This is a genomic window from Halosimplex pelagicum (genome assembly GCF_013415905.1).
GTDB classification, from domain to species: domain Archaea; phylum Halobacteriota; class Halobacteria; order Halobacteriales; family Haloarculaceae; genus Halosimplex; species Halosimplex pelagicum.
On the sequence record NZ_CP058909.1, the window covers coordinates 2,627,776 to 2,651,597 of the forward strand.

Sequence of the window (23,822 nt, forward strand, 5' to 3'; positions counted from 1 at the left end):
TGATATGTCCGACGGTGGGTAATATAATCGACGGGGGCGGATCCGATGGATCCGGTGCACGCCTTATCCCGATCAGGGTGCCATCCTCACCTCAACTTGTACAGCGACGTGACGAACGGCAGTTTGTTGTACATCATGACGGCTACCGGGAGCCCGACGATCGTAAGCGACACCACCCAAGCGGCGGCCATCCAGAGCGCAGATGCCCACCAGCCGACGAGCACGAAGTAGACTGCGCGAACCGGAATCGAGTACTGGTCAGGCCCGGTCCGCTCGACGCTGGTCCCCTCGGCTGTGGTCGTGACGACCTGCGTGTCGGTCCGCTTTTTCAGCGAGATGACCATCGGCACCTTGTTGATCATCTTGAGCCCGAGCGGCAGCCCGATGATCGTCAGGTTGCACACCCAGGCGATCGTCAGCCAGATCCCCGACGCCCACCATCCGACACAGAAAAACCAGACTGCGCGGACGAGTAGGGAGTTCTGCTCGGTTGCGGTCTCGACGACGGTCGTACCACCGTCCGCCGCCTGGGCATCAGCTGCGGACTCGAACCGCGTTCCACAATCCGGACACATCTCGGCGCGGCGGCTCACTTCGTTCCCACAATCTGGGCAGTACATTGAGTCCATACTGCATCTTTTCGAATAGCGTCGCAAAAGCGTTCGCCCAATGTCGATACCGCTGTTCGCGAATGCTCAACTACCCACTTTCGAGGTCGACGGTGTGCGTGCTCGCCGACGAGAAGGTCCCTGCAGGCTCGACGTGCAGCTCGCGCCCAGTCTGGTCGGTCGGCACGTCGTAGATGAGGACGCCGTCCTTGCCGACACCGGGGTCGAGCTGCTCGAAGATGACGGGGTTCTCGACGACAGCCATCGCGTCCGTGTCGACATCGTACTCCCGGCCCTGACTATCGACCAACGTGTACAGATTCGACGAGACAGAGACTGATTCGTTGGCGACGTTGGTCATGCTCAGGTCGATGACGATGAACTCGCCGTCGGCCTCTTCGGAGATGTACTCGCCGCCGACGGACGACTGCACGGACAGGTCCGCCACGCGATACCGGATCGATTTCCCACCATCACCGACGACGAACTGCTCGGCCACCTGGTGGGACCGGTCCGGGACCGGCGTCGGCGACGGTTTCGGCGTCGCGGTGGGGGTTGGTTCCGGGGGCGCGGTGGGCGTCGCCGTCGCGGTTGGCGTCACCGTCGGCGTCGACGGTGCCGCCGGCGTCGAGGTCGATACCGGTTCTGGGGTGGGTGTGGGCGTCGCGGTTGCAGCTGGACTGCTCCCGTCTCCACCCCCGCCCCCGTCGTTCGTGGCGGGCGCGGTTGCGCCCAGCACTCCCATGCCGACGATCGCGGCGACGATCACGACCCCCGCCGCGGTGGCGCCCGTGACGGAGGTCCCCTGGACGGCGGCGAGTTTCGACCGTGTGGGTGGGAGCGCAAACGCGCCAGCGGCCAAGAGAATGAGCCCAGCCGCGGCGTTCATCGTCACCGCGCCGAGCCCGAGAAACAACAGGATCGCGCCGCCAAGATACGCGATGATGGCCCCGACGCTCCGCCCACCGCCATCGCTCGCCTCTGCACCGCTCGGGTCGTTGTCAGCACCGAGATGCGAGACATCCGTCCCACACTCGGGGCAGAATTTCACGTCTGCACCGATGTCTGCCCCACAGTTTGGGCAGTACTTGGTAGCCATGCGTCATGTATTCGAACAGGGGTGTAAAAGTGTTCGCCCCGGCGTCAGGATTCGGATCGCGGCGATGGCGGTTCGGCGGGGATATCGCTGTGGTCGGTCAACGGGTCCTCGGTCTCGTCGGCCATCGGACACGCCTGGTCGTGGACGACCTCGAAGGCGTCCTCGTCGAGGTTGCCGCACGGGCAGCGAAACGCCAGCACTTCTCCCTCGTGGAGGCCGCCGCGACCCTCGGTCTCGGCGTACTTGACGATCGTGATCGGGTGGGTGTCGTCGAACTCCGGCGTGGGGCGGCCCGGAACATCGGGGACCAGCTCGTCGTAGTGGTCGCGACCGTGCTCGCCGGCGAGGCTGCAGTCCTCGTCGTGCCAGATCTGGTCGAGCGTCTCGTCGGCTTGCATGCATTCGGGACACAGGTAGCCCGCGCACTCGCCGACGTGGTGGTTCGTATCCTGGGGGTCCGTGACGACGAGCCGCTGGATCTGCGTGCCGTCCAGATCCTCGCGGGTGACCCTCATCGGTCCACCTGCTCGGGCCCGGTGACGGTCTCGGCATCCGTCTCGTCGCCGACGATCTCGACATCGTCCACTGCCCGCTGACCGATCTCGACACCGATGTCAGTAACGGGCTCGCTGCCCTCGGCGCGCCAGTCACAGCCCGTCCACACCTCAGTGATGCGCGTGTAGCCTTCGGGCGACCGCGCCTCGTAGCGGACGCGCCGGGGCGGGCCTTGCGGTGGGTCGTACCGGAGCGTGATGCCCTCGTCAGTCATCGCTGTCCTCCTCGCTGTGGAGTCGCGCGGTCCGTCGTAGCCGCGACCGTGGGTAGGCGTAGGCCATCAGGTTCTCGACGTCGGCGGTCGTCCGCCCGGGGAAGACGGCCTCGACGACGTGGTCGTCGGCGGGGTACTCGGGGTTGACATCGGCGACGGTCTTCTCGTCGTCGACCGGGACCTCGTCGGCCCGTTCGGCCGGCGTGCCGACGACGAGCATGGTCGCTGCCTCGTCGGGGTCGTCCTCGCGGTCCTGAACGTGATCGCCGACGTGCAGTTGCGGGAGACCCTCGTCCTCAGGCATCGGCCTGCACCTCCTCCAGCACGCCGGCGCGCTCGGCGGCGGCCTCGTGCAGCTGTAGCCACTCCCGGGCCTCGTGGACCGCGTCGGCGATCTCCTCCTCGTCCCAGTGGTCGGTCCACTCTGGGGCTTCGGTGACGATCTCCGCGCAGGCCCGAGCGACCTGGACGTCGACGAGGTCGTCGATCCGGTCGTTCAGTTCCTCGGCGGCACCGAACGCAGCCGAGGCGACCTCGTCATCGCTGACGCTCTCGCCGCGGTCAGCCGAGAACTGGTAGCAGCTCTCGGCGAGCTCGACCAGCCGCGTGAGGTCGTCCTCGGTGGTATGGCTCCCCCGGACCTGTTCGCTGACGCGGTTGTGGAGGATCGTCGCGTCGAAGTTGTCCGCCCTGTTGCGGGCCAGCCCGCGAACGCGCTTGTCGGCGTTCATGCGACCCTCCCGTCGTCGGCACGAGAGCCGCCCTGCAGGTAGTCGAACGCGTCGACGCCGTCAGGGCCGTGGGACTGGACGACCAGCGCCCGCCAGATACGGCGCTCGTCAACATCAGACCACTTACTCATCAGTCTTCGACCTCCGCGCGAACTTCAGCAACCCGCTCATCCATCGCCGTTTCAAGTTCGTCACGACCACCACGGACGTGCCCCTCGACGAGCGTGGACAGGCCGTCGGCGAACGTGAGCTGCGTGTCGAGTTCCTTGCGGCAGTGAGCAAGCGTTCCGAAGGTCTCGTCGGCGACGAGCGTCTGGTGGAAGTCGAACTCCTCGTCATAGTCTGCGTACTCGTCGACGAACTCCCGGGCGGCCTCGCGCATCTGGAACTGTTGGACCATCACTCGCCCCCCAGGTCGACCCGGTCCTCGTCGGGATGGACGGCGATGGACGCCGCGAAGTTGCTCGGCTCGCCGTTGTAGACGGCCGACGGCAGCGCGACCACGTCGTCGAAGCCGTCGAAGTCGAGCGAGAGCACGGGGTAGTCGACGCGATCGTCGTCGCCCTCGGCGTCGGAACTCCAGACGGAGACGGTGTCGGCGTCGGTGCGGCCGACCGAGAGGCCGACCGTCCGCTCGACGCGCTCGTCGGTCTCTGGGTTGCGGTAGAGGACGTGCATGAGCGTGAGTTCGTCGACGCGCGCCTCGGTCGCGGACTCGCGCTCGGTTTCGACGTTGTGCTCGACGCAGGTGACCTCGGCGTAGAACCGATCGTACTCGTCGGGGACGCGCTCGTGGCCGCCGCGGACGGCCCACTCGGCCGGGATGACGTGATACTCTCGCTGCGGGTTCGGTGCTTCGGTACTGTCTTGTGCGTCCGGTTCGGACGCGGAAACGCTTCGGGACATAGTTGATCGCTACCTCGAAGCGGGTCGGCGGTGTTGGCGCACCGTCGGCCAGATTTTGCCCGGCCGATCCCCGCTTCACACCTACAGGTACAGCACCCACCACCATATACCTTGGGGTCTATGGTATTGGGCATAAGGCATAAGTCACGCACACACGTGGCTTATGGTGTGAGCGCGACAACCAGCGGTATGGCCTTAGACGCCGATGACCTGTCGCCGGCTCAAGACGCGGCGCTGAAGATGCTCCGCGAGGGTCGGGTGACGGCGCCGTTCGTCGCCGACGAGACGGGGTATAGCCTCCAGTACGTCCGCGAGCAGCTGACCGACCTGGTCAAGCACGGGCACGTCGAGAAGATCCACGACGGACTGTACGAGCTCGTCGAGGAGCCCACGGGGGGTGACGATGACGAGTGACGACCGCATCCCTGACGAGGACGAGCTGCCGTTCCCGGACGTGGACGCCGACGAGGTCCGGGACGGGATCCGCGCCGACCGCGCGGCCGCCGGCGAAAAGCTCGCCCGCGGCATCGCGCTCAACGCTCGCCTCCCACAGGACCGGGAGGCTCGGCTGAAGGCCCACTCGACGGCCCCGATCGTCTACGAGATGGTCCGTCAGTACGCTCGTGAGAACGGTGTGGCCGTGAAAGACGTGCTCGAAGGGTCGGTCGGGTCGATCACAGTCGCGGCGCCGAAGTTGGGGTACACGACGGTAGCCGAAGCGGAGCAGGCACAGCAGCAGCTGAACGCGGCGTTGGATGGGGTGGTGGACAATGTCTGAACAGATGTCCCGCATCGACTGGCCCGCCGGCTACGACCGAACGGATCCTGAGGACCGCGAGCCGTACGACGGCGACCTCTCGCCGACCCGCAAGGAGTCCTTCAAGAGCATCGTCGACGAACTCGAACGTTGGGGTGCGACCAGCATCGACATCGAGACAGCGAGCGACCACTACGTCGACCGGCCGAATATCCCCCACCAGCACGACAAACCCGACGACGTGGGCGTCGTCGTCCGCTTCCGTCACGAAGACGAGGCCGCCGACGAGCCACTGGCGTACGCGTGCGACCACTGGGAGACCCAGCGTGAGAACGCCCGCGCGATCGCGCTGTACGTCCGGCGGATGCGACTCGCCGAGAAGTGCCAGATCGCGACCGGCCAGTCGACCGCCGCGACGGCGCGGCTCCCCGGCGGCGACGAGGACGACGATGTGATCGTCGCCGGCACGTCCGAGCCCGAGCTGGACGTCGAGCGCGCCGCGGAGTTGCTCGGCGTCGCCCCGGACGCCCCGGACCGCGTCGTCGAGACGGCCTTTCAGGAGGCGATCAAGGACGGCCACCCCGACCAGGGCGGCGATGCCTCTATGTCGCGGCTGAAAGAAGCGCGCGAGGTGCTGACCGATGCCGGGTAACGACTTGGACAGGCCCATCCTGAACGACGGCGACAGAGAAGTGCTCGACAGATACAACTCCCACGCGGAGATCGACGACCGCGAGGAACTCGCGGAGTACATGCGGGCCCTCGCCCGCATGACCATCGCTGTGAGTCGCGAAGACAGCTACCACATGGGCGACGTGCAACGGTTCGTGGGTGTGGCGAACGATCTGGAGGCGGGCGACTACGCCGTCGACGAGATACAGAACTGGCTCGAAGATGCCTCTATCGGCGACGGAGTTGAAGCCCCATGACTGACCACGAACTTGACATCGACCCCAACTCGCAAGCCCTGCAGTACCGCATCGTCGAACACGGCGGGCACTGGTTCCTCCGCCGCCAGCACCCCGAGTTCCCGCGGACCCCCGACGAGTCCGTCGCGGTCGCCGAAGCCCGACGGATCCTCCCCACGACCTCCGAGGGCGTGTTCGTCGTCCCCGGGCGCACTCGCGAGCAACTGGACGCCGAGCCCGGCGATGTCGTGTCGATCGTCGCCGTCGCGGCCGCCCGCGCCGGCGTGCTGCTCGACGGCTTCACCGACGCACTCGAACCGTTCATGCGCACGGTCTCGGAAGCGGCGGAGGCCATCGCCGATGGGTTCGCGACGGCACTCCAGCAGGCACTCACTCGCCAGGAGAGTGCTGCAGCTGGCGACCGTGATGACCGACTGCCCGAGTCCATCCGCGAAGCACGGGCCCGTCGCGACCAACAGCGCGAGCGCGAGCGGGATGCTGCGGGCAGCTGGCACCCGCCCGACGAGTAGCGACGCTCTGTTTCGTCACACCGTCCACTGCAGGTGCTCTGCAGGTACGGCCACACGAAAGTGATGAGCCCCGTGGGGGAAAGCGGGGCACACACGGATAGCGTTTGAGAGACGCGATGGATTCGCAAGAATCCGGACGACGCTAACGCCCGTCGTCTGACGGGCATCTGGTGTGTCAGTATGGGCGACCTTATGGGTTACTATCACGCCCCGACGCCCCTCACATCACTCCCCATCTCGCTCGCTTGCCCGCTGCTGGCGCCGCGTCTCGACCACCCGCGCCACGAGATCGTCGTCCTCGGTGAACTGCAGGGACATCTCGGCCGTGTCGACGCCCTCGGTGAACCCGGTCCGCGTGAGCGTGAACGGCCCGCCGTCCCACTTGTCCACCTGGTAGGGATAGCCCGGTAGCACCACGTCCGCCACTGCTTGGATGTCGCCACCGACCTCGTCGTTCGCGACGGCACTCAGAACGGCACTCCGTGCCTTCCGCCGGGCGCCGGCCGCGGTCGACACGTCGGCAAACACCGGCGGCCGCGGGATGACCGCACCGACGCGGTCGACCTCGTCGGTGTCGCGGGTGGTGAACGTCCGGTCCCGACCGTCCTCGTCGGTCCACTTGACAGAGACCTCGTTGCCGTAGTCGCGCACGTCGCGACTCGGCTCGGGGACGTCCAGGAGCCGCACGTCGAGCGACCGTGCCACGGCGGGATCGCCCCGCACGAAGCTCTCGATCTCGACGCCGTCGGCGACGGGGTCGGTCACGAACACCAGCCCGGACTCGTCGTGGAGCGACCGCAGGTTCTCGAAGTCCGAATCCTCCAGCGTAACTCCCTCGGCGCCGACGACCGGCAGGTCGGTGGTCGTCACGAACAGGTCGAGGTCGGTGATTTCCTGCCCCTCCGCCCGCTGGGTCAGCCACGAACTCGACCCGCTCGCCGACAGCGTCACGCGAGCCTGCAGCACGTCGCCGACGTACCCCTCGGCGTCGAAGTCAGCCGACAGTGTCGCCTGGTTGCTCGCCGTCACCCAGTCGGCGCCGGCGTTGGGCGACAGTGCGAGGGCCTGGCCGTTGCTCGTGTCGCTCCACGCCGACGCGATGCGCCCCCCGACGACCGCCCACGGTCGCGGGAAGCCATCGAGGACGAGCTGCTGGTCACGCGGGACGTTCTCCGGGCCGGCGACCTCCCCCGAGATGTCGGTCGGCTGGTCCCAGATGGTCGGCGGATAGGCCGTGTCGTAGATGTTGATCGCGTCGACGAGGATGTCGTAGTCGGTATCGCCGCCGCTGGCGAGTTCGAATTCGTAGGTCTGGCCCGCTTCGAGGTCATCACCACCGTAGTCGGCCGACCCCCAATCGGGCGCCGGGAGGACAATCCCCAGGTCGTCGCCGTTGAACGTGACCGACAGGTCGGTGGACCCGCTCCCAGTCACGGCGCCGCGGACCTTGATCCCGACGCGATCCGCGGGGATATCGTACGGGGGCGTGACCGTCGCCGTGACGTTGTCGTTGGGCGTCACCCGAGCACCCTCGAAGTCGATGTAGTAGTCCAGCGTGCCGTCGGTATCGCCGGTCGTGACCTGCGTGTAGAGACCGTCGAAGTCGTCCCAGTTGACGGCCGTGAACGATGTGGGCAGCGCCTTGAGCTGGCCGAACGCAGCCGCGACCGGCTCGTCGGCCGCCGGCGAGTAGAGGTCGGCGCCGTCGAAGGTGGGGTTCGTCACCTCGGTATCGTCACTCTTGACCGTCGTCGGCGGTGCGTGGACGGTCGCATCGATGGTCGTCCCCGACTCGTTGGCGCAGTAGTCGTCGATGGCGTCGTGGTAGGCGATGTTGCTGTACGTGACGGGCTGGCCCGGCCCCGAGCGCGTCAACTGCAGCCCGGGCCCGCGGAGCTTGATCGTCGCCTCGCCGGTGGCCGGGGTGTCGGGCTTGACTGCCTCGATCTCCCCGCGGAGCAGCAGCGTGTCGCCGGCGCCGACGACGATCTCGGCGAAGACGTCGTCGGTCGAGACTTCCCGCGCGGGCACGACCGGGTTGCCGCCGTGCATCGCCGTGTGTTCGTGGGTCGTCGCGGCCTCGATGACGCGCTGGGTGTCGCGCCGTGTGCCGTCGAGACGTTCCCACCCCAGCCAGAGGCCGTCGTCCTGTGCCCACGCCGTCCACGCCGTGTCGGTCCCGCTGTCGGCGTAGACGTGGGGCGTTTCGAGGCGGACCTTGAACGTATACTCCGTCGAGTAGGCCAGCCCCGCGATATCGGCGCTGGTCGTGTCGGTGGGATAGGGACTGGATGAGGCCTCGGTCCACGTCGATCCGCCGTCCGTCGAGTAGTAGGCCCGCCACTGCTCGTCGGGGTTGTCCGACGGGTCGGTCCACGACAGCGGGATCGTCGTCGACTCCGAGAGCCGCGGCTGGGTGGTCGCGGCTAGGCCCGTCGGCGCCGGCAGGAGCGTAATCGGCGAGAGGGCGAGCCACTCGCCCTCGACGTGCTCGGTTTCCGTGCGGAGTCTGACATCGTACTGCTCGCCGTCGAACAGGTTCGCGATGACGTACGACAGTGTGTTTTGGCCGACCGTCGTCGCGTCGACGGCGCCCCACGACTGCCCCTCGCCGGTCTCGCGGACCTGCAGGCGATACTGCCCGTAGTTGATCGTGTCGTCCCACTCGGCGGTGAGCTGGTCCTCGACGCTGGCATCGAACTGGAGGTTCGACGCGTCGGGAAGCTGGGTGGTGAACTGGACTGACATGGATCTGGAAAACGCGGACTGCCGGCTCAGAGGTGGTCAGGAAACGGATGCACGAGGGTTCAGGGCTTGTGCATCCGATGGTCGCGGAAGGTGCCTGCGAATGCAGGCACGTGATGGATCGGTGAGGTGGGCCTTAAACGTTCGGGGTAGGTTCGTTACAGTCCCGGCGAGCGTGAAACGGGCGCTCAGTAGGACCCTTACCCATCGAGCTTGTCGACGTACCCGATCTCGACCTCGTAAACGTACATCACGCGATCTACCTCAGTGTCGTTCGTCAGCACGTTGATTTTCCCACGGAAGAAGTTGCTCGACAGGTCCGGCTGCACCGACGTTACCTCCTGAGCGAACGCGTCCTGGAACCGGTGGAGGATCCGCCCGTCGGTTGTGTCCCAGAGCAGCTCGCTTTCGAGCGTGTGCAGGTCGTCAGTCCACGCTCGCGTCCCGGCGAGCGTCGTTGACCCATTGCGCTCGATGGTGATCGTGTTCCGTTGCTCTGATAGGTTCGTGACGTAGACGCGGTGGAGGATGTTGTTATCCCCATTCGGGCCGCGCCACCCGCAGATGTCCGACGACGCCCGGGGGTTCGAGACTGCCCCGCCGTGGCGCACGACCGAGCGCATGTACATCCCATCGAACGGGCCGGGATCGAGGTCGTTCGTCTCCAGTTTCGCCTCGTCGCCCGTCGACTGTGTTCCCGAGCTCAGGACAGCCCGCCCGCCGTTCTCCGACTCGGCCGTGATGGACCCGCCACCTCTGGACCCGTCGATGAGCCAGTCGGGAAGGCTCCCGGTGAGGAAGTTCGTCCGAGACGACTTGACGAGTCGGTAGTTGTCGAAGAGCACCGTCATCCGATATCGACCCCCAGTTCAGCCCGCGCAACGCCAATTTCGTTGTCGACCCCATCGGTCGGCGTCGCGAAGTAGACCAGATACAGATACTCTCCGTCGGAGACGAAGTCCTGCGCGACGACCGTGTCGCCGCTGTCGGTCCACGCCGGCGCCGTGTAGACCGTCTCGCCCCCCTGCAAGAGCGCGGCGTCGGCACTCTCGTAGGGGAGCGCCCGGGCTTCGGCGGCCTGGAAATCCGCGTAGTGGATCGTGAGGTGGCCGCCGACGAGCGAGAGCGCGGGCGAACCGCCTTGCGGGATTGTCGGGTCGTAGCCAGCCCACTGCGTGTTGTCCCAGGCTGGCTGACTCTGCGATTTGACGAACGTCTCGCCGTCGATGGAGTGACACAGCCCGATGCCTTTGATGTTGTTCGCCTTGTCCCGGCCCTGATACACGCCGATGAAGCGTTTTCCGCGGCGAACCACCGACATGTAACTGCGCTCGTGGCCGTCCCAGTTGGCGTCTTCCGGCGCATCCAGCGCGGCCCCCTGGATGGTAAAAGAGGTGCCATTGCCCGTCGAGGCGGCCGTCGCGAGCTTGGTGTACTGCTTGCCCGCCCCGCCCGTCGTGAAGTCCGGGTCGACGTGGTAGTAGAGGTTGAGCCGCCCCCGCTCAGGGTCGAACACGACCGATGGGGAGGCCGTCTGCGAGCCCTCACTGTCGGACAGGACTTTGCCGTGATAGCTCCACGGCCCCCACGGACTCGGTGCCGTCGAGAGCGCGATATAGTTGCGGTCGTGGGTCGACCAGTAGCAATACCAGTCGTCGTATGAGTTGTCGAGCACCGACGCGGCGTGGATCACAGTCGGCCAGGCAGCTTCTCCGTCGCCTGGGCCAGAGCCGTCGATGATCGGACCGCCCTTGTCCTCCCACGAGATGTCCTGCCAGCTGAAGTCGCTCTTGTAGGACTGGTAGCGGGGTTGGTGAGGCTGGGCGTCGACACCAGATATCGCGCCGATGTTGGCCTGTGCGACGCCGAGCCCGCTCGGCCCCAGCGTTGCTGTCTCGCCCGTGGCTGCGTGCTCGACGACCACGTCGCCGTCGCTGGTCGCGCCGATCTCGCCGATGACTGTACCGGTGCTATCCGTGATCTGGTAGTTGGGTTCATCCATGATGGATCTCCTATGGGGCGTCGTCAGGGCGGACTGTGCCGCCGTTAACTAACGGTTTTTCGAAGGGCATCGTCTCGGGGTCCAGCGGCTTCGTGAACGTCCACGTCTCGCCGGGCTGGACGTCGAAGACGGCGTCGGCCGTCTGGGTGTGCTCCGTGACCGCGAGCACGCGGGCGTCGTGGGCCTCGCCGTTGCGCAGGCCCGACAGCGTGTAGCTCTCGGTCGACCGGGACAGCCCCGTCGCGGCGTCTTGCCAGGTCGACGTGTCCGTGGGTCGGTACTGGACGGTCACGGTCCCGTTGTCGTGGGTGTTCGTCCACGAGAGGTCCACGCTGTCGGCCGTGACGTTCGAGACAGCCAGGTCCCCCGGCGCCGGCAGCGCCGTCGTCGCCGCGACCTCGGCGGAGTCGTTGCCCTGCTCGCCGCCCTGCGTGGCACAGACGCGGTAGTAGTAGCGCTCGCCGTCCGGGAGGCCCGCGTCGACGAAACTGGTCACGCCGGCGCCGACCGTCGCGAAGGGCGACCCCGAGGTGTCAACGCCCGGCGACGTGCTCCGGTAGAGCTCGAAGCTGTCCTCGGTGCTGAAGGGATCGTCCCACGTGACGGTGATGGCGTCGGCGGCCGAGGTGGTGGCGTCGACGCCCGGGACCGGACCGAGGACGTACTCGATCTCGACGCGGCCGTCGCCCGCCCGGACACCCGTCGATCCCGAGACGTTCGTCCCGCTGCTGGCGACCCAGCCCGAGCCGCCACCGCCGGGGCCGCCGGATTCGTCGTCGCTGGCCGCGCCGACACCCCCTCCGCCACCACCGTAGTAGCCGCCACCGCCGCCACCGCCGGCGGACCCATTGGTGTCGGTCGATGCGCCGGCACCACCCTGCCCGAGCGAGCCATCTTCGCCGTCGACGGCGCTGGCGGTCCCGCCGGCACCGCCCGACGAGAGCGTCCCGCCCTCGCCGCCGATCGTCCCGGCCCCCTCTTCACCCTCCTGCCCGTTCTGATTCGCGCCGCCGCCGTGTCCGGGGTCCCGGGTGGTGTACGACCCCCAACCACCAGCACCGCCGGCGACGATGAGCCGGTCGGAGAGTGTCTCCCCACCGCGGCGGACATCGGTGGCCCCACCACCGTCGTTGCCCGTCGATTGGGTCCCGCTCCCGCCGGCGCCACCGCCGTTGAATCCGCCGGGACCGTTGTCCGTGCCGCCCTCACCGCCCACGTACGGATAGAGTGTGCTGATACCCGTCACGTCGAACGTCGCCTCGGCACGGCCGCCCTCGGCGGAGGCGGTGCTCGCCCCCCACACGCGGATCGTCACCTGCGCGACGTTGTCCGGGACGGTCCAGGTGTGGCTCCCGACCGTGTCGAACGTCTCCGTCGGCATCTACAGCACCTCCCCGAGTGCGTCTTCCACAGCTGACCGGTCGGCGTAGTCATCCTCGTCGGCAAGGACGAACAGGTCAAGCTGCAGGCGCGGGCTGAACGTCTGGTTCGCCGCCTGTCCACCGACGACGACCGCCCACACGCCGCGGAACGACTTGGCCGCCACGTCGACCGACGGCGCCAGCCGGACGACCTGCGAGTCGACCGGTGCCGCCGCGGGGAGGCGTTCGCGATACCACGGCACGCCGTCGTCGTCCCGCCCTCGGGCGCCCGTATGGGCGAACTCCAGCAACTGCCGCGCCGTCTCGAAGCGCTGACGGGCCGCTGGCTCGCCGTCGACGGGGCTGGAGAACAGCAGCGTCGCTGTCTCCTGGCGGCCGGGCACGGCCTCGACGATGTCGCCGGTCGTGCCGTTGACGACGACGTCGGTGTCGCTCCCGGCATCGGCTTCACGCAGCGAGAGCATCCACGTTGGGTCCGCCATTTAGACCCCCTCCCGGTTGGCGCGGTCGCCCTTGCGCGCGTCGCTGCGGTCGATCCGCTCGTCCATCTTCGCGACGATCTCGCCGTCCTCGACGGTGATCTCGGCGACCTTCTCGACGACGCGCTCGCGGAGCACATCCCGGTTGGTCGTCCGCGTCGGTGCCTGGTAGCTGCTCAGCGAGGTGGTCGGTGCCTCGACCGTTCCGAAGGTCTGCTGGTCGACGCCGGGCAGGCGGTTGGCCGCCTTGATCGCCCGGTTGAGATACGAGATCATCGCGTTGACGCCCTCGGTGAGGTTCGAGACGGCGGCGTTGATCGTGTCGCCGACGAGCGTCACGATGCCGCCGAACGTGCTCGCGAAGGCGTTGTAGACGCGGTTGAGTTGCTGCTGGGTCGTGACGAGTACCGCCGCCATGACGCGGGCGAGTGAGTTCTGAGCGAAGGTCTGCAGGCCGGTGAACAGCGTTTCCCAGGCCGCGGAGAGCGCCTTCTGTCCCTTCTCGGAGGCCCACGTCGCGACGGCGGAGGTGATCTCCGAGAGCGAGCCGTCCGTGCCGGTCAGCCCGGCAGCGATGCCAGTCACCGCCGAACTGAGGACACCCAGCGCGATCGTGAACGCCGTTTCGAGGTCAGATCTCGCGTCCTCGCTCGTCAGGTACGACGTAATGCTGTTGATCAGCCCTCCGGTGACGGTGCCCTGGTCGCCAGTAAGTCCGCCGATGATGTCCTGCGCGCCGGTCCGGAAGTAGCCCCAGATGGTCTCGTTGATCTCTCGCATCGCCGTCTGCGTCTCGGAGCTTTTGAAAAACGAGGTGATGCCGCCGAGTAGCCCGTCGACGAGCCGCTGTGCAGTGCCGTGGATGTCCTGCAGATCGACGAGTCCACCGGTCACGTTCGAGATGATGCCCTGTAGCGAGCCGCCGAAGCGCTTGCTTGCATCGCCGGAGACGGCGTCGACGAGCGCATCGACGGCCGTCTCGCCGAGGCTCCGCAGTGCCCCACGGATGTCCGCCATCGGAATCGACTGCGCGGCATCGAGGAGTGCTCGGAAGCCTCGTCGCATCAGGTCCCCACCGGACCCGCGGAACCAGCGCTGGAGGCTGCGGATGCCCTGCTGGAGCGTCGGGACGAGCGAGTCCAGCAGCGCATCGACATCGATGTCTTCGAGAGCGCCGACCAGGCCGCCCAGTCCATCCTCGGCCAGCGACGTGACGACATCGACGACATCGCCGGCGTCGCTGATGCCGTTGAGCGTGCTGAGGAACGACTCGAACAGGCCGACCCCCGACTCGATAGCCGGGAGTACGACGTTCAGGATCCGCATCCCGAAGGCCGTGATCTCCGGGAGCGCATCGAAGACGGCGTCGGCGATCGCCAGCAACTGCGGCGCGACCGCTCTGGTGACGCGCATCATCCCCTCGAACGCGCCGCGGGCGTTGTCGCCGACGAAGGAGACGAAGTCGACGAAGACCGGCAGTGCCTCGCGGGCCAAGTCGGACAGGACGCCGGCGACCTCCGGGAGCGTCCGCATCGCCGCCTGCCCCAGCGACCGGAGGGTGCTCCCGAACTCGTCCATCCCGCCGACTGCAGACAAGACGTTCTGCGTGAGCGTCGGGAGTGCGTTGATACCGTCCTCGATGAGCGGCGCGAACTGGGAGCCCCACTCGGCGACGACACCACTGAGTTCGTCTTTGATGGTGCCCAGGCGTGCCTGGAGCGCCGACATCGGCCCCTCGACATCGTCGAGGCGCTGCTCCTCTTCTTTCAGCTGGCGCAGTCGTGTGCGCTGGGCATCCGTCAGCGACCCGGTCTCCTCGCGGAGCGTTTCGAGTTCCTCGATCTGGTCGCGGACGGCCAGCAGCTGCTCTTGGTACTGGCCAGTCAGCTGCTCCCCATAGGCGAGCGCGCCGGATCCGACGACCAGTCCGAACGCGCCGGCGAGCGCACCACCGGCGGTCGCCAGCCCGCCGACCGTCGCGAGCAGCGGGACGAGCGCGGTCGAGAGCGTCCCGGCGGCGACCGTCAGGGCTCCGAACGCCAGCGACGCGGTCGTTATCGACGTTGTCAGGACGCCGAATGACCCCGAGAGCCCGCCAGTCGACAGCGACAGTGCGGAGAACATCCCCGACGTCGTGCCTGCCTGCCGACCAGCCCTACCGATATCGTCGCCAGCCTCGTCAGCCTCGTGGGCCAGCGCCAGCAGCGCAGCCGTCAGTTGATGTGACTCGCCACGGACATCTTCCAGCCCACCTTCGGCGGTTTCGAGATCGGCACGGGTGCTTGTCGCCTCGCGACCGAGCCCGCCCAGCGACCGCTTCACCGACTCGATCCCCTTGGTCACGTCGGCAGTGCGGCTGCTGATCGAGACTGCTAAATTGTCGAACGACATGAATAATTACTGAAACTGTTGTTCCCACTCCGAACGCGACTGTTCGGCGTCGTACTGCGAGCGTGACAACGAGTTCTCGTGCTGGTGCTGCTGACGGCTCTGGTATTCGAGGTACATCTCGGCCTGTTCGCCGAGGGCGATCATCTGCTCGTCACGGACGGTCAGGTCGCCCATCAGCGGCGGCCAGGTCCGTCGATAGCCACGCTCTTCCAGGCGCTTCTCGTGGAGCGCCTGCTCGGCGAGGTCAGGAAGGTCTACGTCGCGTTTCCCGGCAGGTCGATCTCGTCCATCGCGGCCTGGATGTCTTCAACGCCGCTCCAGGCCTGCTGCATCGCGAACCACAGCACCGACCGCTTTCGCATCGGCATCTCATCTGGGTCCACGTCCGGCTCGTCGAGATACTCGCGAATCGCGTTCCGGATCGCCTCGTCTTCCGCGTCGGGGCCCTCCTGGGCCTGGGATTCGAGCGCGTCCAGCTCGTCGCGCGTGATGTCCTCGACCTCGATGGGGAGCTCGTCCCCGTCGACGTGGAGCGTCGCCTCGATAGTGTCCTTGCTCTGCAGCCACTCGGCCGTATCGTCAGTCGTGTGTTCTGTCATGAGTTACCTCAGGAGTGAGTTGCTTCGACCGCCGGGTCGCCGTGCCCTTCCAGGGTGATGCCGTAGATGAGGTTTGAGTCCCCACCGGAGTGTTCGACATCGTCGTCGTCAGTCAGCTGGGCGTTGTTGACGGTGACATCGCCATCCGGGTAGCCGTAGACGACGTCGCCCTCCTTCCCGGTGAAGTAGTTGTAGTTCTGCTTCGCGCTCTCGTACGGCCCAGCGAGGTCTGCGTCGACGGAGACTGTCCGTGAACCGCAGTCGATGGACTGACGGCGAGTCCCCTGGCGCGCTTCCCGGGAGATGTCGACCTCGATGGAGAGGTCGAGCGCGTGAACGCGGTCGGCAGCAGCCGACTCGGCGAGCGCGCCACCGTCCCAGGACGAGGACGTCCCGAGGAACAGGTAGTTCGATACGTCCGTCCCGATCGCGCTGGCCCGCGACCCGGCGCCGAGGATCGGGACGCCACGGACGGCGTCGACGCCGTCGGTCTCGGTCCCGACGAGCGGGTCTTCGAGCAGCGAATTACCGTTGCCGTCCTTGACGTCGATGTCGCCGACGTGCGATCCGTCAACCCAGATGGCGTCTATATCGCTGAACGACTCGCCCGTATCACCGGTGACTGACGTCGTCCCGTCGAGGGTGAACGTGTCGCTCGTCGTGCCACCCTCAGATTCGATGGTGACCGTCTGGGTGGTGTCCTCGGCGCTCGTCGAGACGACCTCGGGAGTCACGCCGTCGGCGGGCTGGTGGATGATGATCTGTGTGACCTTCTCCGCCGCGTAGCCTGCCTCGGCGACGATCGGGCTTGACGCCGACGGGTCGCCCGGTGCAGCACCGGAGCTGGGCCTGCACCCCGAACCGTAGACGTACTCACGGAAGCCCGCACCTTTCGCGCCACCCGAGTCGACTTCGCGGCGGAACAGGACTTCGTGCGTGGGTTCGCTGGTCTGGTAGTCGTACGTGAGGAGTTCCCCGATCGGGTCGTTCGCGTTGCCATCGCCATCGATGAAGAAGCGCTGGAGCCACCACTGCACGGTGAGGTCGTGCTCCTCGGCGCCGCGGAAGTGATCTGTCGTATCTCCACTCCCGGCGGCCTGTTGCCCCTCAACACCGGCGTCGCCGGACCAGCCGGGGTAGCTGGCGATGTAGTCACCGTAGCGGTTCCACTCGGGATCCTCCGGTACGCGCGGGATGCCGTCGCTGTCGAACGTGGACGGGATCCACTCCGCGCGAACGTTCTGGAGTGCCGACTCAGTTGGTGCAGGTTGGTTCGTACTCATAAGTCTGGTACTGCTTGATGGTCACGGCACGTACAGGGCGCCGTAGTTCAGTTGTCGCTGTGCGATGCGGACCGGTGGGTCTTCATTAAGATCGTCCGGGGCGTCTGGACCGCGCTGACCCCCGACGCGCGTAAATCCCGTCCCCGGCGCCGACCAGTGCTCACGGCAGATGTCGAGCGCATGCCCAGCAATCTCGTCGACGATCGTCCCGGCATCAACCGCCGCGTAGTCGTCGCTCCCACGATAGTTATCCTCGTCGTGGTCTTCGGCGCGCGCGGTCGCCAACAGCACCCCCTGGGGTGACTGGCCCGGTCCGCGTTCGGTCATGAAATCAAACGTCGACTCACCACCACTCGTCTCGTTCGAGAAGGAGACAACCAGGCTCGGGAAGACGGCGCCGACGTTGTCGATGGAGTCCGCGGCCGGCATGTGTGCTTGGTGGTCCGGCGAGGCTTCCAGGTCGTACCCGCGGACCATGCTGGGGTCCCATTTGGCGACCAGGAGATCGATCATCTCCTGCTCGGGTTGCGTGGGTGGGCTGCGCGTGGGCATCGGGGTCAGACCTCCCGACACTCCAGACGAATCAGGCCGTTTCGTTCATCGACTGGCGTTTCGACGACGTACGTCGTTGCGGTCTCATCCTCAATGCGGACTGCGGCCTCACCGTCCTCACCAAAGCCCGTCCACTGGTCATGGGCATCGTCGCGGACGCGGTAGACGCGATCAACATCTGCGGTGGTGCCGCCTGTGTCGCGGTCCGCGTCCGGCTGAGGGCTATCGGCGCGTGCCGGGATCCCCGACTTGGTTGGTGCCTCGGGATACGTGACGCTGTACCCGTCGCCCGGGGAATAGGAGGCGTCGCTGGGTTCGTAGATGTCAATCGTCGTGTTATGCAGGGTGCCCGAGTGGACGCGGCGGAGCGCGCTCTCGACGACATCACGGGGCATGTCAGGCGCTCACCTCCAGGTCCGCACTCGCTTCCGGGTTGACCTCGTCCGCCGTCGGGAGTTGGTCGACGTCGTCGCCGGGCACGGCCTGGACCGAGGCCCGGAGCGTCCCGGTCTCGATGAGCCCCTTCGCTGTGATGATGCGCTTGATGCGCCGTTCGAGCCCGTACGCGATCGTCTGGACGAGTTCCTCGGCGGACCCAATCGCGTCGAGCGTCGTGTTCGTGTCGGCGGCGATCGCCGCCTGGAGGTTGCTCCTGTACGCATGGATCGCGGGCCGGACGAACGGCTTCGGGTCCATCTTGCTGGTGCCAAATTCGAGGTAGACGGCATACTCGACCGCCGTGCCGACAACCCAGGGACCGCCGCCAGTCCACCGCTCTTCAAGCCGTTCCAGCTCCTCGATCGTCTCTTCGATCCCTTCGACCATCAGGGAGAGCTCAGCCATCAGCGGAGCCCCTTGGAATCCGGCACGCCGATCGACGCGCTCGGTTTGTCGGCACCGGCCAGCTTGCCAGTCGGGTCGAGCGTGACCGCGAGCTGTCCATGCGTCGTCCCCGAGAGTCCCTCGCCGGTCTCGCCTTCGAACGACACCTGGCCGTCCCCCTCACGCGCCGAGGAGATCTGCCGCTCCGGCGCCGATGCGATCAGGTGCGCCGCCAGTTGCGTGACGACGTCGTCACGGACGCCGTCGTCGATTCCCTCACCCTTGATGAGTGGATCGTACAGCCGACCGGCAGGGCCGATCAGCGTGTTGATCTGCGAGTCGCTGAGGTCGGACCCGCCGAGGGCGTCCCGGACATCGTCTGGCGCGACCGTCATCGGCCGATCATGCGGCGCTGCCGCTCTTTGACCTCCTTGATTCGCCGGAGTTCCGCCATCGTCTCGTCATCGACGGCGACCGCAGCGCCGGCCGCCGGCGGCGGACCACCAGAGCCCCCGATGTCCGGCGGTCCTTGGTGGTCCGCGACGGCAGCCGGGAGGGCGACGGCTTGTGGTTCGATCTGGATCGCTGGCCCCGGCGGTGAGGGTTGTGGGCCACTCCAGAACGGCGGGTCGGTGACGGGCATGTCCCACCACCAGGGCAGCCAGTACTCGGCGTCGTCCATCAGTTACTCCTCCAGCTCGTCGAGGCGGTCGTCGATGACTTCGAGCGCGGTCGTCCGATCGTCGCTCTCGACTTCGAGCTCGCGGATCCGTTGGAGCTTGGCGACGGAATCGACCTCGGCGACGCGCTCCTCGATCTCGTCGACGGTCAGCTCCTCCGGGTGGGGATCGACCTCCACATCACCGGCGGTATCGTCGGTCGCCGACCCGTCGTCAGCGTCGGCCTCGTTGCTGGCCGACTCGGCGCCGTCGTCGATCGACTCGAACGACCCGGGGATCCGCTCGTAGACGCTGACAGGGATCTCGGCCTCGTCGCCGCGGGTCAGGTGGTCGCCGTCGACCCAGACGTCACCGTCGGTGACGCGGACCCGTGTGGTCTCGGGCATGGGTCTCAGGCGTTGATCCCGGTCATCCGGGTGATGCCCGAGATACCGTCGGGCTGGGTCTTGATGAACGGCGTCCGGGAGCTGATGAGGCGGTTGTTCAGCGCGGCGCCGCCGTCGCTCTCCCAGCTGGTGTTCGTGACGCCCTGGGCGTTGACGATCTCGAAGTACCGCGGGTCGTCCAGCATCATGATGACGCTGTCGGCGTCCAGCCGCGGTGCCGGGACGATGTTGAGGTAGTCGTACTTCTGCTCGACGCGGTCGCGGACGGTCTGGTCGGCCTGCTCGGTCTCGTAGTCCTGGCGGGTGAACTCGCCCCACATCGCCCGCGGGACCATTAGCCACGCGCCGACCTCGCTGACCAGCGGGACGTCGTCCTGGTCGACGACGTCGGTCTGGTCCTCGATGGAGTCGTGGAGCGTGTCGATGTCTTCGAGCATCCCGGCGGCATCGCCGATCCACCCCGTCGAGTTGCTGGCCTGGATGATCTCCGGGATGTTCGAGTTCAGGCCGCGGACCTTGAGCAGCCCGCGCTCGGTCTGGACGTCCGGGCCCCAGCCGCCCCAGAGCTTGTTGTGCTCCAGCCGGTTCAGCGCCTGCCGCGCTTCCGTCCCGATGGAGTCGTCGAAGTCCTCACCGAACGCCTGGGCGTTCTGGAACTCCCGGGCGTCGATCTGGTAGGTGACGATGTCCATCGGCAGCGGGACGCCGTCGAGGGCGTGGCCCGGCATCTCCTGCTCGCTACGGGTCCGGAGGTTCATCGACGTCGTGCCCTCCAGCCGGGTCCCGGACATCGGCGTGAAGTAGGCGTACCGGGAGAGGTCACTCGATGCGACGAACCCGGCGCCGATCAGCTGGTCGACGACGGTCGACTGGACGAACTGGTCGTTGAGGACCATGTCCGCGTACTGCGCCCACGAATCGACCTCCAGCGTCGAGTCCGCCGTCAGTTCGGCGGTGGGGTTCGAGCTCTTGACGCCGGTCGCCTTGTCGAGCTGGTCCCATTGGTCCGGCGAGAACGGCGACTCGGCGCGGAGCTGCTGGAGTGCCTGCTTGCGCACCTTGGGGACCGGGTTGAACAGCGCCTTCTGCGCGGTCAGCGACAGATCGTTTTCGACACTCTTCGACCACTTGGTCTCGGTGGAAATATCAGCACTCATTGGTCTAGTAGAACTCCACGACGAGGAGGTTGTCCTCGTCGCTGCGAGTGATCTCTTCGACGACACGGCCGACGAACTCCGTCGGCGAGTTCGTCCCGTCGACGGTCCCGCCCTCGTCGGTGATCTTCCCGTCCTGATCCCAGGCCGCTTCGGCGTCGGTGGGGTCGGCCGAGGCGTTGGAACTCTTGCGAAGACGGGCGCGGTCGAAGCGCCGGAAGCCGACGGTTTCGAGGTCGTTGCCCGCGTCGTAGCCGTCGTCGAGCGGCGACTCGCCAGTCTGGCCGAGCGAGCGCGACGGGTTGCGCTGCTCGCGAGCGACGCGCTTGGTCTTCGAGTCGGCGCCGACCTGCCGGACCTGGACGTTGCCGTCGGAGTCGCGATACCACTCGACGCCAGTTCCCGGGAGGGTAGCGCCGTCCGCCGTCCCGTCGACGTAGCTCTCGTTGCCGTTGACCTGTGCGATGACGGACTGGTTCTGTGCGATCATGAGTTAGTCCTCCTGGACCCCCGTGCCGTAGTCGTCGGCGCTGGCGTCGTCGGAGCCGGCGCTGGCCGTCAGCGTCGGGGCCGCGCCGGCTGACCCCGGGAGCTGAGCCGCGAGTTCGCCGCGGACCCGCTTGTGCTCGCGCTCGACGAGCCGGTGCGCCGAGGCCAGCAGGTCCTCGCGGTCGTCCTCGTCATAGTCGTCGCTCTCGGCGATGATCTCGTCGACCTTGTCCCGCTTCGACTGACGGTCCTGTGCCGCGGCGACCGCCTCTTCGAGGCCGTCCTCAGTGACGAAGCCTTGGTCGCGCAGCGCTTCGCCGAGCTCGTCGACGGTCATGTCGCCGAGCGTCTTGCTGTCCCCCTCGTCGCTGCTAGAGGAGTCCTGTTCGTTGCTGCCGTTCTCGTCGGAGTCGGAGTTGGATCCCATATCAGAATCTGTGTCAGCATCCGTACCGGATTCCGCCGGCTCGTCTCCAGTCGATGCGTCAGCCGTGACCTCGTCGCCGGCCTCGTCGCTATCCATCACGCCGTCAGGCGCGACGGCGACGAACCCCGAGTCGAGATAGTACCCACCCTCGCTGCGGGGGATCGGGTCCGAGGGTTCGCCGTCGGCGTGGTATCGGAGCAGCGCGAACAGCGTCTGGTCCTCGGCGAGCGCCTCGTTGAGGGCGATCTCGAACTCGGTCTCGTAGTCGCCGGCGTCGTAGGGTTGACTCGCCCCGAGCGCCGGACCGAGCCCTTCGCCGACGTCGGGGAACTCGTCCCCGGCGCCGTGGAGCGTGACCAGCCACGGCGCGTCGTCGAAACTGGCGTCGTCGACGACGATCGTCTCCCCACCCGTCGTCTGGTCGGGGAGGTAGGCGCCGCCGCGACGGTCGTTCGAGTCGAGCAGCCCGAAGTGCTCGGCGAGGCGCTTGACGAGCCCGCGCTCGTCGTCGACATCGTCGCCGGCGTCGGCCGCCGTCAGCTCGGCGCCGATGTCGGTCCCCTGGGTGAACGATGCGAGCGCCTCGTTGGGCCCCCACTCGGCCGTGTTGTTGGGCGAGTCGCCCTTCGAGACGACGGAGAGGTCGCGAAACCGAATGTTCGTCGCCTTGTACGCGCCGGTCTCGATATCCTGCTCGCCGAGGGCGAACTGCGGGTGGACCGACACCTCGTAGCTGCCGGCCTGGACGCCCTGGGCGACCTCCTCGTCGTGCGCGGTCGCCTCGTAGCCCACGGCCTGCTGGTCGTCGAGCCAGCCCGCCTTGGAGACCTTGCCGACGGTCTCGTCGGTCGGCGGCGGGTAGACCGGGCGGCCGTCCTCGTCGGTCGGGTGGTCGGCGGTCAGCGGTTCGCCGGCCTGCGTCTCCGCTGCCTGCTGGAGTTCGTCGGCGGCGAACAGCACCGGCGTTCCATCGTCCATGTGGAGGATGTCGCCGGCGGCCACCGCCACGCCCGAGAAGCGATACGGCGGTCCGTCGTCACTTGCGCCTGCGGTGAGCCGAGCCGTCCGGGCCGACACCCGCAGGTCGTGGTCGTCGTTGGTCATGTCATGAATGTGTGTTCGTCGGCCCGGGGTCCTCGCCCCTCACCGCTCGCGCGGTGGGTGTCGTGTGGGGGTCATCGGCCCCGGGAGAGCGTTAGCGGCACTTCACCTGACTACCCGATGACCGGCAACCACGCGCATCTGCACTGCGGATGGACCGGGATGATCCCCCGCGCCTCGGCGACCGAGTAGACGTTGCCGTCGAGGCCTTCGCAGATGGGGCAGACGCGGTCGTCGTCGGCGGTCTGCAGCTCCGCCTCGCCGACGACCGTGTCGACGCCCGCCTGGGAGTAGCGGTTGAGCGTCGCGCTGGCGTGCGACCGGATGATCTCCGTCCGGGCGAGCGTCGTCGCCCGCGTCTTCCCGATCTTCTCGATGCGGTCGGAGATCGACCGGGCGATGTCGGTCGGGTTCTCGCCCTGGTCAAGCCCATCGGCGAGCTCCCGGGCAACCGCCTGGTTCAACTCCGAGGTGAGCCCGTCCCACTCGTTGACGACCCGCGTGTAGAGGGTCTGCAGCTGGTCGCGGTGGACCGGGAGCTGCATCGAGGCCGCGACCGACATCTCGGGTGCGGTGGCGTCGGCATCGGTGAGCGCGCCGTCGGCGTGTTGCAGCCCGCGCTCGTAGGCCGCCCGGATGTAGGAGATCTCCTCCGCGGTGAAGACCTCGATGCGGGCCTTCCGCAACTGCTCCGTGAGCCACTCGCGGACGGTCGTGATCACCTCGGCGCGACGCTCCGCGGAGACGTCCGGCAACGGATCCGGCTTGCGGGCGGCCTGCAGCTGGCCGTCGCGAAGGCCGAGTGCATCGCGCTCGACGATCCCACGGCGGAGTTCGGCGTTGATGCGAGCGAGGATACCTCGGAGTCGCTGGGCGAACTCCTGCCGCAGCGTCAGCGTCTGCGTCGGGTCACCGCTGCCAGAGTGCGCCGCGTGGAGGTGGTGGCGGCCGTGCTCATGGCCGTGATTCTCGGTTGTCGCAGACATTACTCGTAGGACCTCCCACACCGTGAACACTGCCGT

Annotated in this window: 33 protein-coding genes; 5 read left to right on the top strand and 28 right to left on the bottom strand. The window is 67.3% G+C overall.

Annotated elements, in window-relative coordinates; translation table 11 throughout:
* Positions 1 to 86: 86 nt before the first annotated feature.
* The 9 genes from HZS54_RS13120 to HZS54_RS13155 all read right to left on the bottom strand — a co-directional run bounded on the left by HZS54_RS13120 (position 87) and on the right by HZS54_RS13155 (position 4,113).
* Entirely contained in the window at positions 87 to 575 is a 489-nt protein-coding gene (locus tag HZS54_RS13120) for a YccF domain-containing protein (RefSeq protein WP_179923015.1), read from the bottom strand.
* A 124-nt stretch (positions 576 to 699) separates the two neighbouring features.
* Positions 700 to 1,707: a DUF4352 domain-containing protein gene (locus HZS54_RS13125; protein ID WP_179923016.1), complete on the bottom strand. Its 1,008-nt coding sequence runs from the start codon at positions 1,705 to 1,707 to the stop codon at positions 700 to 702.
* Between the two features lie 44 nt (positions 1,708 to 1,751).
* The gene (locus tag HZS54_RS13130) at positions 1,752 to 2,222 is read right to left on the bottom strand and encodes a hypothetical protein (RefSeq protein WP_179917593.1); all 471 of its coding nucleotides are present in this window, start codon (positions 2,220 to 2,222) and stop codon (positions 1,752 to 1,754) included.
* Positions 2,219 to 2,476 carry a hypothetical protein gene (locus HZS54_RS13135; protein WP_179917594.1) on the bottom strand — a complete coding sequence of 86 codons (258 nt, stop codon included), beginning with the start codon at positions 2,474 to 2,476 and terminating at the stop codon, positions 2,219 to 2,221. The genes HZS54_RS13130 and HZS54_RS13135 overlap by 4 nt, the downstream gene beginning before the upstream one ends.
* A complete protein-coding gene (locus HZS54_RS13140) occupies positions 2,469 to 2,780 on the bottom strand; it encodes a hypothetical protein (RefSeq protein WP_179917595.1) in 312 nt (103 codons plus the stop codon). Before HZS54_RS13140 ends, HZS54_RS13135 begins: the two co-directional genes overlap by 8 nt.
* The gene (locus HZS54_RS13145) at positions 2,773 to 3,207 is read right to left on the bottom strand and encodes a hypothetical protein (protein WP_179917596.1); all 435 of its coding nucleotides are present in this window, start codon (positions 3,205 to 3,207) and stop codon (positions 2,773 to 2,775) included. Before HZS54_RS13145 ends, HZS54_RS13140 begins: the two co-directional genes overlap by 8 nt.
* A complete protein-coding gene (locus HZS54_RS26480) occupies positions 3,204 to 3,338 on the bottom strand; it encodes a hypothetical protein (protein WP_281377610.1) in 135 nt (44 codons plus the stop codon). The genes HZS54_RS13145 and HZS54_RS26480 overlap by 4 nt, the downstream gene beginning before the upstream one ends.
* Positions 3,338 to 3,607: a hypothetical protein gene (locus tag HZS54_RS13150; protein ID WP_179917597.1), complete on the bottom strand. Its 270-nt coding sequence runs from the start codon at positions 3,605 to 3,607 to the stop codon at positions 3,338 to 3,340. Before HZS54_RS13150 ends, HZS54_RS26480 begins: the two co-directional genes overlap by 1 nt.
* Positions 3,607 to 4,113 carry a hypothetical protein gene (locus HZS54_RS13155; RefSeq protein WP_179917598.1) on the bottom strand — a complete coding sequence of 169 codons (507 nt, stop codon included), beginning with the start codon at positions 4,111 to 4,113 and terminating at the stop codon, positions 3,607 to 3,609. Before HZS54_RS13155 ends, HZS54_RS13150 begins: the two co-directional genes overlap by 1 nt.
* 168 nt (positions 4,114 to 4,281) lie before the next feature.
* On the opposite strand from HZS54_RS13155, the gene HZS54_RS13160 reads away from it, so the two are divergent.
* The 5 genes from HZS54_RS13160 to HZS54_RS13180 are packed head-to-tail and all read left to right on the top strand — an operon-like array spanning position 4,282 to position 6,308.
* Positions 4,282 to 4,527 (top strand): hypothetical protein, encoded by a 246-nt coding sequence (locus HZS54_RS13160; protein WP_218927071.1) that lies wholly within the window; start codon positions 4,282 to 4,284, stop codon positions 4,525 to 4,527.
* On the top strand, positions 4,517 to 4,891 hold the full coding sequence (locus HZS54_RS13165) for a hypothetical protein (RefSeq protein ID WP_179917599.1): 375 nt from the start codon (positions 4,517 to 4,519) through the stop codon (positions 4,889 to 4,891). Before HZS54_RS13160 ends, HZS54_RS13165 begins: the two co-directional genes overlap by 11 nt.
* The gene (locus HZS54_RS13170; protein WP_179917600.1) at positions 4,884 to 5,522 is read left to right on the top strand and encodes a J domain-containing protein; all 639 of its coding nucleotides are present in this window, start codon (positions 4,884 to 4,886) and stop codon (positions 5,520 to 5,522) included. Before HZS54_RS13165 ends, HZS54_RS13170 begins: the two co-directional genes overlap by 8 nt.
* Positions 5,512 to 5,799 carry a hypothetical protein gene (locus HZS54_RS13175; protein ID WP_179917601.1) on the top strand — a complete coding sequence of 96 codons (288 nt, stop codon included), beginning with the start codon at positions 5,512 to 5,514 and terminating at the stop codon, positions 5,797 to 5,799. The genes HZS54_RS13170 and HZS54_RS13175 overlap by 11 nt, the downstream gene beginning before the upstream one ends.
* On the top strand, positions 5,796 to 6,308 hold the full coding sequence (locus tag HZS54_RS13180; RefSeq protein ID WP_179917602.1) for a hypothetical protein: 513 nt from the start codon (positions 5,796 to 5,798) through the stop codon (positions 6,306 to 6,308). The genes HZS54_RS13175 and HZS54_RS13180 overlap by 4 nt, the downstream gene beginning before the upstream one ends.
* 225 nt (positions 6,309 to 6,533) lie before the next feature.
* On the opposite strand, the gene HZS54_RS13185 is transcribed toward HZS54_RS13180, so the two are convergent.
* The 19 genes from HZS54_RS13185 to HZS54_RS13275 all read right to left on the bottom strand — a co-directional run bounded on the left by HZS54_RS13185 (position 6,534) and on the right by HZS54_RS13275 (position 23,786).
* Positions 6,534 to 9,056, bottom strand: coding sequence for a fibronectin type III domain-containing protein (locus tag HZS54_RS13185; protein ID WP_179917603.1), 2,523 nt, complete (start codon positions 9,054 to 9,056; stop codon positions 6,534 to 6,536).
* A 197-nt stretch (positions 9,057 to 9,253) separates the two neighbouring features.
* Positions 9,254 to 9,904: a hypothetical protein gene (locus tag HZS54_RS13190; RefSeq protein ID WP_179917604.1), complete on the bottom strand. Its 651-nt coding sequence runs from the start codon at positions 9,902 to 9,904 to the stop codon at positions 9,254 to 9,256.
* The gene (locus HZS54_RS13195) at positions 9,901 to 11,055 is read right to left on the bottom strand and encodes a hypothetical protein (protein WP_179917605.1); all 1,155 of its coding nucleotides are present in this window, start codon (positions 11,053 to 11,055) and stop codon (positions 9,901 to 9,903) included. The genes HZS54_RS13190 and HZS54_RS13195 overlap by 4 nt, the downstream gene beginning before the upstream one ends.
* Before the next feature lie 10 nt (positions 11,056 to 11,065).
* On the bottom strand, positions 11,066 to 12,436 hold the full coding sequence (locus HZS54_RS13200; protein WP_179917606.1) for a glycine-rich protein: 1,371 nt from the start codon (positions 12,434 to 12,436) through the stop codon (positions 11,066 to 11,068).
* Positions 12,437 to 12,919, bottom strand: a complete 483-nt coding sequence (locus HZS54_RS13205) for a hypothetical protein (protein WP_179917607.1) — start codon at positions 12,917 to 12,919, stop codon at positions 12,437 to 12,439.
* Positions 12,920 to 15,307 carry a phage tail family protein gene (locus HZS54_RS13210; RefSeq protein ID WP_179917608.1) on the bottom strand — a complete coding sequence of 796 codons (2,388 nt, stop codon included), beginning with the start codon at positions 15,305 to 15,307 and terminating at the stop codon, positions 12,920 to 12,922.
* 6 nt (positions 15,308 to 15,313) lie between these two features.
* The gene (locus tag HZS54_RS13215) at positions 15,314 to 15,481 is read right to left on the bottom strand and encodes a hypothetical protein (RefSeq protein WP_179917609.1); all 168 of its coding nucleotides are present in this window, start codon (positions 15,479 to 15,481) and stop codon (positions 15,314 to 15,316) included.
* 80 nt (positions 15,482 to 15,561) lie between these two features.
* Positions 15,562 to 15,906, bottom strand: a complete 345-nt coding sequence (locus HZS54_RS13220) for a hypothetical protein (protein WP_179917610.1) — start codon at positions 15,904 to 15,906, stop codon at positions 15,562 to 15,564.
* Positions 15,907 to 15,914: 8 nt separating this feature from the next.
* Positions 15,915 to 17,189, bottom strand: coding sequence for a hypothetical protein (locus tag HZS54_RS13225; protein WP_179917611.1), 1,275 nt, complete (start codon positions 17,187 to 17,189; stop codon positions 15,915 to 15,917).
* Positions 17,190 to 17,210: 21 nt separating this feature from the next.
* Positions 17,211 to 17,741, bottom strand: coding sequence for a hypothetical protein (locus HZS54_RS13230; protein WP_179917556.1), 531 nt, complete (start codon positions 17,739 to 17,741; stop codon positions 17,211 to 17,213).
* A gap of 5 nt (positions 17,742 to 17,746) precedes the next feature.
* Complete coding sequence (locus tag HZS54_RS13235) at positions 17,747 to 18,136, bottom strand: hypothetical protein (protein ID WP_179917557.1); 390 nt, start codon at positions 18,134 to 18,136, stop codon at positions 17,747 to 17,749.
* 1 nt (position 18,137) lies between these two features.
* Positions 18,138 to 18,584, bottom strand: a complete 447-nt coding sequence (locus tag HZS54_RS13240) for a hypothetical protein (RefSeq protein WP_179917558.1) — start codon at positions 18,582 to 18,584, stop codon at positions 18,138 to 18,140.
* Entirely contained in the window at positions 18,584 to 18,958 is a 375-nt protein-coding gene (locus HZS54_RS13245; RefSeq protein ID WP_179917559.1) for a hypothetical protein, read from the bottom strand. Before HZS54_RS13245 ends, HZS54_RS13240 begins: the two co-directional genes overlap by 1 nt.
* On the bottom strand, positions 18,955 to 19,245 hold the full coding sequence (locus HZS54_RS13250) for a hypothetical protein (RefSeq protein ID WP_179917560.1): 291 nt from the start codon (positions 19,243 to 19,245) through the stop codon (positions 18,955 to 18,957). The genes HZS54_RS13245 and HZS54_RS13250 overlap by 4 nt, the downstream gene beginning before the upstream one ends.
* A 3-nt stretch (positions 19,246 to 19,248) precedes the next feature.
* Positions 19,249 to 19,629, bottom strand: a complete 381-nt coding sequence (locus tag HZS54_RS13255) for a hypothetical protein (protein ID WP_179917561.1) — start codon at positions 19,627 to 19,629, stop codon at positions 19,249 to 19,251.
* Positions 19,630 to 19,634: 5 nt separating this feature from the next.
* On the bottom strand, positions 19,635 to 20,786 hold the full coding sequence (locus HZS54_RS13260; protein ID WP_179917562.1) for a bacteriocin: 1,152 nt from the start codon (positions 20,784 to 20,786) through the stop codon (positions 19,635 to 19,637).
* Between the two features lie 4 nt (positions 20,787 to 20,790).
* On the bottom strand, positions 20,791 to 21,273 hold the full coding sequence (locus tag HZS54_RS13265; RefSeq protein WP_179917563.1) for a hypothetical protein: 483 nt from the start codon (positions 21,271 to 21,273) through the stop codon (positions 20,791 to 20,793).
* 3 nt (positions 21,274 to 21,276) lie between these two features.
* Positions 21,277 to 22,803: a DUF7282 domain-containing protein gene (locus HZS54_RS13270; protein ID WP_179917564.1), complete on the bottom strand. Its 1,527-nt coding sequence runs from the start codon at positions 22,801 to 22,803 to the stop codon at positions 21,277 to 21,279.
* A 110-nt stretch (positions 22,804 to 22,913) separates the two neighbouring features.
* On the bottom strand, positions 22,914 to 23,786 hold the full coding sequence (locus HZS54_RS13275; RefSeq protein ID WP_179917565.1) for a minor capsid protein: 873 nt from the start codon (positions 23,784 to 23,786) through the stop codon (positions 22,914 to 22,916).
* Positions 23,787 to 23,822: the final 36 nt, after the last annotated feature.